Consider the following 9,389-nt stretch of genomic DNA (forward strand, 5'->3'; position numbering starts at 1 on the left):
TGATTGCCAACTTTCCAAAGGTCGTCCAGCTGCGATACCGGTACCGCGTCATCGGCCGGCAGCTCGACATTGTCCTCCGCCTCCGGCTCGTCCTCGCCAATAGTGAGGATGCCGTCGATCTCGAACGTGTCGAACCCGGTCAGTTCCACCTCATAGCCGAGATCAATCAGGCCGGAAAGTTCCGAGCGCAGCAGTTTTTTGGACCATTGGGCGTCCTGGGCGAGCCTGTTGTCGGCGATGATATAGGCGCGGCGGTCCGCCTCGCTCATTTCGCCCAGGTTGATCACCGGTACGACGGTCTCGCCATTGAGGCGCGCGGCCTCCAGACGGCCATGTCCGCAGATTACGTTCCCGTCATCGTCGATGAGAATGGGATTTGTCCAGCCGTACGTCCTCATGCTCCGCTGGATTTTCTTTATCTGGGAGAGCGAATGCGTGTTGGGATTGGTCGCGGATCCGATTAGTTCATCAAGACGCCGGTGACCGGGCGTATGATTGCGGGAAGGGATGTTGGATTTTACGTGGGATTTGGACATATCTTTTCACTTTCAAAAATTAATAAAATTTACAATTTCTGTGGTGAAAAGTGTCGGCCTTAGAGTTGACCTTCCCGTTATGTTCTTCTGGACAGGATCTGTCCAGCCTGAAATTATCTGGTCCTCGAGAAAATGCATAAACGGCTGAAAAGGAACAAAAGGACTGAATTTTCGCCCGAGATTGCATCTCGTTCCCACAAACATAGTCCAGCCTTCCCACGAACATCTGATATGGGAAAACTGCCCTGAGGCCGCGCTATTGCTGGGGCCCACACAGGGCAAACGGTCGAACTTGGTCTTGTGAGGGCGTTTTTCCCACTACTTTCCCACGAATATGGGAAGATTACTGCTGAGACCGGTTCGCTACGAACTGCGTCGCGCACCACCATTTTTATCATTTTATATCAACCATTTAACTGTAGGGCGACCCCTGAACATAGTCGCGCAATGTCCGAGGATTACGCGCCGTTGGTGCAGCGGCTGCGGTGCCAGAGACGCTCTGGAAGCCGCGGATATGCTGAGTTTTCATGGATTATCTCTATGGCCCAAATATTGGAGTCCAGATGCAGATGGTTGGTTTTGGGACAGAGATCATTTTTCAGGGGTAATTTCCCCTGAGGTTTCTGGCTTATGCGAACCCGAACATCCTCGGCTGGCTGGGCCAGTCTAGCGGGATATTGTTCTTTCCAATGATCCGGCAGCGCGCTTCGGCCGGCCTCATTATCACCGAGGATATCGCTCCGTCAGAAAAAAATTGTATCTGATCAAGGCTGCGTTGGAATGATTCCGTCTTGTGTTTGTACGGGAAAATTTATCCCCACAAACACAAGAGGATTATATGCGCAATTATCTACTCGCATCGACCTGTCTGTTCGCCGTGGTCTCGGTCCCCGCTTTTGCAGAAACGACCGTCGGAACAGCTACTACCACTCCGGTCCGCACATCGACGATCAAGTCTGGCGCTGCCGATGATATAAAAATTACGTCGGCCGGATCGATCAAACCGACATCGGGCACTGCAGTCACCATCGACAGCAACAACCAGCTGGCCAACGAGGGCACCATCGAGATCAACAATGCTGACAACGCGACCGGTATTAGGGCGAATGCCGGCGTGTCTGGTGCGATCAACAATGCTGCGTCCGGCAAGATTATCATCGATGAATCCTACGCCCCCACCGACGCCGACAATGATGGTGACATCGACGGCCCCTTTGCGACGGGAACCGGCCGCACCGGCATTGCGACTGCTGGTAATTTTACCGGCAATATCACAAATAGCGGCTCGATCACCGTCGAGGGCAATGACGCCGCCGGCATTCGTCTCGGCGGAAAACTGACAGGAAATTTTGTCCATGATGGCAAGACCTCCGTCCTGGGCGACCGCGCACTTGGCGTCGGCTTGCAGGATGTCGACGGCAATGTCCGGCTGGCAGGCACGATCACGGCACAGGGCGTCGATGCAGTAGCGGCGCGTATGGACGGAAATGTCAAAGGCGCGTTGGTGGTTCAGGGTTCACTCACTGCCACCGGTTACCGCTATACCACAGCACCCGCAGACTCCTCCAAACTAGATGCCGATGACCTATTGCAAGGCGGGCCGGCATTGTCCGTAGAGGGCAATGTCACCGGTGGTATCGTTCTTGCCGTACCGCCAAAGGATAACAGCAGCACGGACAATGACGAAGATGATGATGGAATCGAGGATTCCAAGGAAGGCTCTGCCATCGTCCGTTCCTATGGTGCTGCGCCTGCGATGCGGATCGGCGACACCAGCGACGCCATCACGATCGGTGCAGTTGCAGGCACCGGAACTGGCTTTGGCCTAGTCATCGATGGCGGGATTTCGGGCAGCGGTGTATATGCCGGCGTCAATGCTAACGGTCTGCAAGTTGGCGGACTGGGCGCTGCCGTGACCATTGAGGGCGGCATCGGCATTGGCGCGACCGGCTCGGTAAAGGCTGCATCCAATGGTGGTACGGCAACCGCCATCCGGCTGGGATCGGGTGCGGTGACGCCGGAAATCCGCAACGCCGGCACGATCGAGGCAACCGGTGGCAGTAGCGTGGCGTCAACGAGCACTGCGCTTGTAATCGACGCGGGCGCCAATGTCGGGATTATCCGCAACAGTGGCACGATCAGCGCCAAGGCGGGTGGCAATGAAGCAACAGCCATCGCCATTGTCGACAAATCGGGCAGCGTCGACCTGGTGGAAAATAGCGGAGCCATTTCGGCCTCCGGTGCGCTGGCGGCATCGGAGCGCAATGTCGCGGTCGATTTGTCGGCAAACAATACAGGAGCAATTCTTCGTCAAACTGCCGTGGCGGCGAATGCCAAGGCACCTTCGATCATGGGTGACGTCCGCTTCGGTAGCGGGGATGACCTGTTCGACATCGCCGATGGGAGTGTGAAGGGTAATAGCAGCTTCGGGAATGGCGACAACCAACTGAAACTGTCCGGCGATGCCACCTATACTGGCAAAGTCAGCTTTGGCGCAGGGGGTGACATCTTCGCACTTGCTGGAACATCTGTGTTTGATGGCAGCGCCGACTTTGGCGGCGGTGCGGACATGATGACTCTTTCCGGCACTTCCCGCTTCTCGGGCTCGCTGGCCAATGCACAAGGCCTTGCGGTTACCGTATCCGGTGCCACGTTCGACGTTATCGGCACCGCTCAGATAGCATCGCTCGCCGTGACCGACAATGGCGTGCTCGGTGTGACCGTAGGTGGCACTACCGATACATCGTTGCAGGTTTCGGGCGGGGCAAGTTTTGGTACAGGCTCAAAGCTGGCTATCAAACTTTCCGACGTGCAAAGCGCCGAGGGCGATCATGTGGTGGTGCAAGCCGGAACGCTTAACGGCGCCAACAATTTGACGGCAACCACTACGCTTCTACCATTTCTTTACAAGGGCTCGCTGAGCTCGACTGCCAATCAGGTAATAGTCAAGGTCGCCCGCAAAAATGCAACGGAATTGGGTCTTAACCGATCCGAAGCAAGCGGCTTTGATGCGGCATATGCGGCTTTGACTAATGATGAAGATGTCGAGGATATTTTTCTGGCGATTGGCGATGGCGAACAGTTTCGCAGCCAGCTCCAGCAGATGTTGCCGGAACATGAAGGCGGAATCTTTGAAAACGTCACTTCAGGATCGCGCGCTCTGGCACGGTTTCTTGCTGATCCCAAAGGCCCGTTCAAGGATGAAGGCAGTTGGGGCTATTGGGTTGCACAGGCCGCATGGGGGACTTCGAAAAGCCGCGGCGACACTGCCAGCTATGATGTCGGCGGCTGGGGCATATCGGCAGGTGCCGAGCACAAGACCGGTATCGGCAATTTTGGCGCCTCTGTGGCTTATTTGAATGGCAAAGATGGAAACGGCAGCAACAGCAATGAGGTCTGGTCAAATCAATATGAACTGGCGGGCTATTGGCGTTTGAATACAGGCGCTTGGTTAGCACATGCCCGTGTGTCCGGTGCCAAGATCAATTTTGAAGGCTCTCGCTTCTTTATCGGCACTCTCGACGGCGAAAAGTTTAGCAAGACGATGACCGCTGATTGGGACGGCACCTTATGGTCGGCATCAGGTGCGGTTAGCCATGACCTACGCTCGGGGAATTTCTCGATCCGCCCGACCGTAGCCGTGGATTACTACAAGTTGAAGGAGGATGGTTATGCCGAGACCGGAGGTGGTGACGCCCTCGATCTGACCGTGGCGGAACGCAACAGCGACGAATTGGCCGTCTCGGGTACGGTTGCGCTTGGTCTCGATTTCGGCGGGGAGGATCAATATGACGGCTGGTATCGTTTTGAACTGGAAGGCGGTCGCCGACAACTTGTTGATGGCGTACTTGGCGTCACCGTCGCCCAGTTTAACAACGGCACCCCGTTCACCCTCGTCCCCGAAGAACGCGAGAGCGGTTGGATCGGTCGCTTGCGTGCTGTTGCCGGAAATTCTGGTATTCAGGTTGGCGGAGAGGTGTCCGTGGAGGAACAGCAGAATCACGCAGCCATCTCCGTCCGCGCGAGTTTGCGGCTCGGGCTATAGAATATAGCATCGGCCGCGCTGCAGGAGGGGGGAGAGCAGATTCGTGCCTTGTTTCCCCTTCTTGCTTCAAATTTGGAAATGAACTGGAGATAGATGTTTTTGTCACCCCCGCCTCGATCCCGGCTCGCCCGTTGACGCTATTGTTGCGTGGCATAATGCGATTGCTGTATATCGCGCCAGCGAGACGCATTCGTGATGGCCGATTCTTGAGGTGGAACATCAAAACAACGAAGGATCAGGGTCGAAACGAAGCATTCATGAACAGGGCGGAAGGAGAATCTGGGTCACCGCGCGGGATGGAAGCTGTGCTGCTGGAAAATCGGGAACTGCTGATCCGTTTTCTCGCAGTCCGTGGTGCCGGCGATAGCGCTGAAGACGTGTTTCAGGAATTGTGGGTTCACATCGCGGGATCGCACATGGGGCCGGTTGCTCATCCGCTTTCCTATCTTTACCGCGCCGCCAACAACCTGATGCTGGACCGTTACCGGTCAGCGCGGGCCGCGGAAAAACGGGAAAAGGCCTGGGGCGAATATGATAGCGACCGCGCCGTTCCGTCTGTCGAACAGTCGCTGATTTCGCGGCAAGAACTAGCCCGGGTGGAGGCAATGATAGACACGTCTGGCGACCGAGCCGCGGCCGCGTTCCGCTATTTTCGGATTGAAGGCATGAGCCAGCGCGCCATCGCAGCCCGCCTTGGAGTCAGCCTAAGCACGGTCGAAGCCGATCTGCGCAAGGTTTATGCGGCGCTCGCCAGATTGAAGGGGCAAATTGATGAATGATGACATTGCTTTGGAGGTCGAAGAAAAAGCGATCGATTGGCTGATCAGACAAAAAGATCCTGCGTTTGCAGATTGGGACGGCTTTGCCGCATGGCTAGGCCTGGACCCGGATCACGCGGCTACATATGATCGAATTGCGAGCCTCGATGCAGATCTCGAGCAACTGTCCGATCCTGTCGAGGAAATTACGCCCCCCCGGGGCCCGATCGTCGTCAATCGCAGGGCATGGCTTGGCGGCGCAGTTGCAGCGACGCTGGTCGGCGTGATCAGCTTTTCCTTGTTCAACAGTGATGCCACACGCATCGAAACCGCCGCCGGAGAACAGCGGACGGTGTCACTCGCAGATGGCTCGCGGATCGAGATAAATGGTGGCACAATAATCGAACTGGACAAGGACCGGCCACGGTTTGCCCGTCTGGAAAGCGGCGAAGCCATGTTTCACGTGGTCCACGACGCGGGGGATCCTTTCACGGTAGAGGCTGGCAATGCCAGACTGGTCGATCTGGGGACGGAATTTAACGTTGTCCGCAGGCGAAAAACCTTGAACGTTGCCGTATCGCATGGTCTCGTCGCTTATAATCCCAAACGAGAAAATGTTCGGATCAAGGCTGGATATAGCATCGAAGCCTCCGACGAAGGTGGCGCGCCGAAATTGCAGACTATTGATCCCGCCAGCATAGGTGGTTGGCGGAAAGGCCAACTTGTCTACAATGGTACGTCCATCGCGCATGTTGCCGAGGATCTTGGCAGAACGGCCGGCTTGAAAGTTGCTGTCTCGCCCGATGTCGCAGCCTTGCCCTTCCGTGGCGCCCTGCTGGTCAGCGATGATAGGCAACGGGTGATTGACGACCTAGCGGCACTAGCTGGTATTAGTGCAGAAAAACAAACGGAAGGATGGTTGCTGACCCGCTAAGATGATCTTCCGCCTGCTATCGTTACTGTTGTTGCTCTCGCTCGCGACGCCGGTCGCCGCGCGCGAAAAATCGCGCTCGATTGATTTGCCGCGCGGAACATTGCTGCAAAGCCTCCCCCTATTGGGACGTCAGGCCGACATCAGCATCAGCGTTGCCGATGCGAAACTATGGCAAAGTGCGGTGAAGCCGGTACGGGGACGGATGAGTGTGGCAAAAGCACTGGATCGCATGCTTTCAGGCACCGATGCCCGAGCCGTCAAGGTAGGAGCGACCAGCTGGCGTATCGTACGGCGTCTACCCCAGACAAATATCGCACGCCGCCGGACGAACCCGAGCCGTAAAGCTCCCCCTTTAGAGGCGCGGTCGCCGCGAGAAGCGGTCGATAAATATCCTGTCGAGGAAATTGTCGTAAGCGCCAGCAAAATCAACACACCATATACCAAATATGCAGGTGTCGTCACGATATTGGATGGTGCGGATTTGGAGTTTGGCGGGGAGCGAGGCATGGACTCGATATTGTCGCGCATGGCGACAATATCATCCACCCATCTTGGCAGTGGCCGCAACAAGCTGTTCATTAGAGGTATCGCCGATTCTAGTTTTACTGGCCCGACACAGGCAACGGTTGGCCAGTATCTGGGCGACATCCGTCTCAGCTACAACGCACCCGATCCCGACCTCCGGCTTTACGATATAGATCGGGTAGAAATCCTAGAAGGACCCCAAGGCACGTTATATGGTGCAGGATCACTGGGCGGGATTATCCGCATGATCCCGAAGGTGCCCGATCCTTCTGCCACGGCCTTGATCGCCTCAGGGGGCGTCTCGTTGGTACAGCATGGTGCGCCCGGCGGGGATATTGCCGCGATCGCCAATATTCCTCTCGGAGAGAGCGGCCACGCTTTGCGCCTGACCGGCTATTCCATTAGTGAGGGCGGTTATATCGATAATCCGCTGCTCGGACAGCATGATGTGAACCGGACCAATATCCGCGGTGCACGCGGTACGCTTCGTGTCGATCTGGGTGACAGTTGGAGGGCGGACGTCGGCGGCCTCTATCAAACGATCACAGCTGATGATGCCCAATATGCCGATAAGGATGCACCGCCGCTGACCCGCAGCAGTATGGTCGAACAAGGGGCAAAGGCGCGCTACGGATCGGCCATGATGGTGCTGACGAAGGACTGGGACGACCTCCATTTGCAGTTATCCAATGCCTATGTCGACCATCATCTCTATGAGCGATTTGATGCCAGCATGGTCAATGATACGCCACGTATCTTTGACCAGAATAATCATACGCGGATGCTGACCAGCGAAACCAGATTGTCGCGGCCCTTTCGGAATGGGCTGGGCTGGGTGATCGGGACGAGCTTCATCGATAACAGGACGCGCCAGACCAGGTCCTTCGGAGTCGAAACCATGCGATCGGCTATCGCCGGTGTGACCAACTCGATCACCGAATATACTGCCTATGGCGAGGCATCGGCAGAACTGTTGCCCGCCATCATTGTCAATGGCGGCCTGCGGTATAGCTACGCACGGCTCGGCGGTGCAGGCGAGGATGTCGATGCATTGCTGGCGCTCACGCAAGCCGGTCGAGCGATAACCGCCAGACGCAAAGAGGAAGATCTGCTGCCCTCGGCATCTCTGCTGGCGACGCTGGGCAAGAACGTGACTTTCTATGCCCGCTATCAGGAGGGTTTCCGGCCTGGTGGATTGTCGATTGATGGCAGTTTTGTTCAGCGCTTTCGCAATGATCATGTGTCCACTTATGATGCCGGCATGCGGTTCGGACGGAAGGGCATCACCCCGTTCGACGCTACCATCTCCATCTCGCACAGCCGCTGGAAGGACATCCAGGCAGATTATATCGATGCCAATGGCTTCCCGACCACAGCCAATATTGGCGATGGCAAAATTACCAGCATATCAGGTTCGATCGCCGTGCGACCGCTGACCGGATTGTCGCTCGAACTGGGCGCGGTTTATAACGAGAGTCGGGTCACTCAACTATCTTCATCCCTACAGCGCGCAGCGGTGGTTTTTGGCGGGCCGGCAGCGGATTTCTCCCCACCCATAATCATTTCTGCGCTCGGTCGGCTGGGCCGGATACCCAATGTCGCCAGTCATGCGATACGCGGGTCGGCCAATTATGCGATCGTTCTGGGCGACGAGGATTTTCGGATTCAGAGTTGGGCCAGTTACGTCGGTCCATCCCGGATCGGAATCGGCCCGGTCTTGGGCGAAGGGCAAGGAGATTATGTCGATACGGGCATCGCCGCACGTATCGGCAACGATGGGCGAGGGCTGACCTTGACCTTGACCAACTTGCTCGATGCGCGGGGCAATCGCTTTGCACTGGGGACCCCCTTCAACTCAGGAAGCGATGGCTATTTAACACCGCTCCGTCCGCGAACAATCCGGATTTCTGTCGATGTGGCGTACTAGATCATATTGTGCCATCACTTTTCGCCCTGCCAAGTCGGCAATTGGCTCAATTCGCAGGCCGGGGCTCCAGCCAAAAGGGTTTCGCTCATCCAAGGGAAAAAGATATCGCATCTCAGGAGTGGTGTAGGGAGAGAGAGCTGAATACAGCGATCTAACTGACAGCGAATTTTAGGGCAAATATCTTATATTAACCCATCCCAAAGTAGTTTCAGCCCCACCGCAAAAATGAGGACATATATGATCCGGTAAAATGTTTCATGGTTTATACGCTTGACCAGCGCGACTCCGATAAACACTCCTATCGGGGCCAACGGCATTAGGATCAGTGAAATTGTAAGGTTAGTCCGATCCAACTGACCGAGTAGCGCATAGGGAAGGATCTTCACGAAATTTACCACAAAGAAGAATATAACCGCAGTGCCGGCATAGACGCGCTTCTCCAGATTTTGCGGCAGGGTATAGGCCTGATATGGCGGTCCACCGGCATGCGCCACAAAGCTGGTAAATCCGGCGACAGTACCGGCGATAAATCCCAGGGGTTTATTGCCGGCGATGATATCCTTCCGACCCGTTGGCTTGAGAACTGCATTGTCCGTCGTCAGAACATTTGGCACAGATGGCTGCGTAAATTAGCGGAGCATCGGCCTCGTCTTATTGGTTGATA

6 protein-coding genes are annotated in these 9,389 nt (G+C 56.0%); 4 read left to right on the forward strand and 2 right to left on the reverse strand.

Annotation, left to right across the window (positions count from 1 at the left end; genetic code table 11):
- A partial coding sequence (locus ACN0VD_RS16525; RefSeq protein ID WP_417596265.1) for a ParB/Srx family N-terminal domain-containing protein occupies positions 1–536 on the reverse strand: 536 nt, incomplete at its 3' end.
- A gap of 838 nt (positions 537–1,374) precedes the next feature.
- Between ACN0VD_RS16525 and ACN0VD_RS16530 the strand changes: the two genes are divergently transcribed.
- From ACN0VD_RS16530 to ACN0VD_RS16545, 4 genes are all read left to right on the forward strand, one after another.
- Entirely contained in the window at positions 1,375–4,581 is a 3,207-nt protein-coding gene (locus ACN0VD_RS16530; protein WP_417596267.1) for an autotransporter outer membrane beta-barrel domain-containing protein, read from the forward strand.
- Positions 4,582–4,838: 257 nt separating this feature from the next.
- Positions 4,839–5,360 carry an RNA polymerase sigma factor gene (locus tag ACN0VD_RS16535; protein WP_417596269.1) on the forward strand — a complete coding sequence of 174 codons (522 nt, stop codon included), beginning with the start codon at positions 4,839–4,841 and terminating at the stop codon, positions 5,358–5,360.
- Positions 5,353–6,273: a FecR family protein gene (locus ACN0VD_RS16540; RefSeq protein WP_417596271.1), complete on the forward strand. Its 921-nt coding sequence runs from the start codon at positions 5,353–5,355 to the stop codon at positions 6,271–6,273. The genes ACN0VD_RS16535 and ACN0VD_RS16540 overlap by 8 nt, the downstream gene beginning before the upstream one ends.
- Before the next feature lies 1 nt (position 6,274).
- Positions 6,275–8,725, forward strand: a complete 2,451-nt coding sequence (locus ACN0VD_RS16545) for a TonB-dependent receptor domain-containing protein (protein ID WP_417596273.1) — start codon at positions 6,275–6,277, stop codon at positions 8,723–8,725.
- A gap of 182 nt (positions 8,726–8,907) precedes the next feature.
- Here the strand turns inward: ACN0VD_RS16545 and ACN0VD_RS16550 are convergent, their stop codons facing one another.
- The gene (locus tag ACN0VD_RS16550; RefSeq protein ID WP_417596275.1) at positions 8,908–9,339 is read right to left on the reverse strand and encodes a sulfite exporter TauE/SafE family protein; all 432 of its coding nucleotides are present in this window, start codon (positions 9,337–9,339) and stop codon (positions 8,908–8,910) included.
- Positions 9,340–9,389: the final 50 nt, after the last annotated feature.

This window comes from Parasphingorhabdus sp. (assembly GCF_048267785.1).
In the GTDB taxonomy this organism is placed as follows: domain Bacteria; phylum Pseudomonadota; class Alphaproteobacteria; order Sphingomonadales; family Sphingomonadaceae; genus Parasphingorhabdus.

Coding starts and splice junctions, on each gene's coding strand:
- ACN0VD_RS16530 (WP_417596267.1), top strand. CDS start 1,375: ATGCGCAATTATCTACTCGCATCGACCTGTCTGTTCGCCGTGGTCTCG.
- ACN0VD_RS16535 (WP_417596269.1), top strand. CDS start 4,839: ATGAACAGGGCGGAAGGAGAATCTGGGTCACCGCGCGGGATGGAAGCT.
- ACN0VD_RS16540 (WP_417596271.1), top strand. CDS start 5,353: ATGAATGATGACATTGCTTTGGAGGTCGAAGAAAAAGCGATCGATTGG.
- ACN0VD_RS16545 (WP_417596273.1), top strand. CDS start 6,275: ATGATCTTCCGCCTGCTATCGTTACTGTTGTTGCTCTCGCTCGCGACG.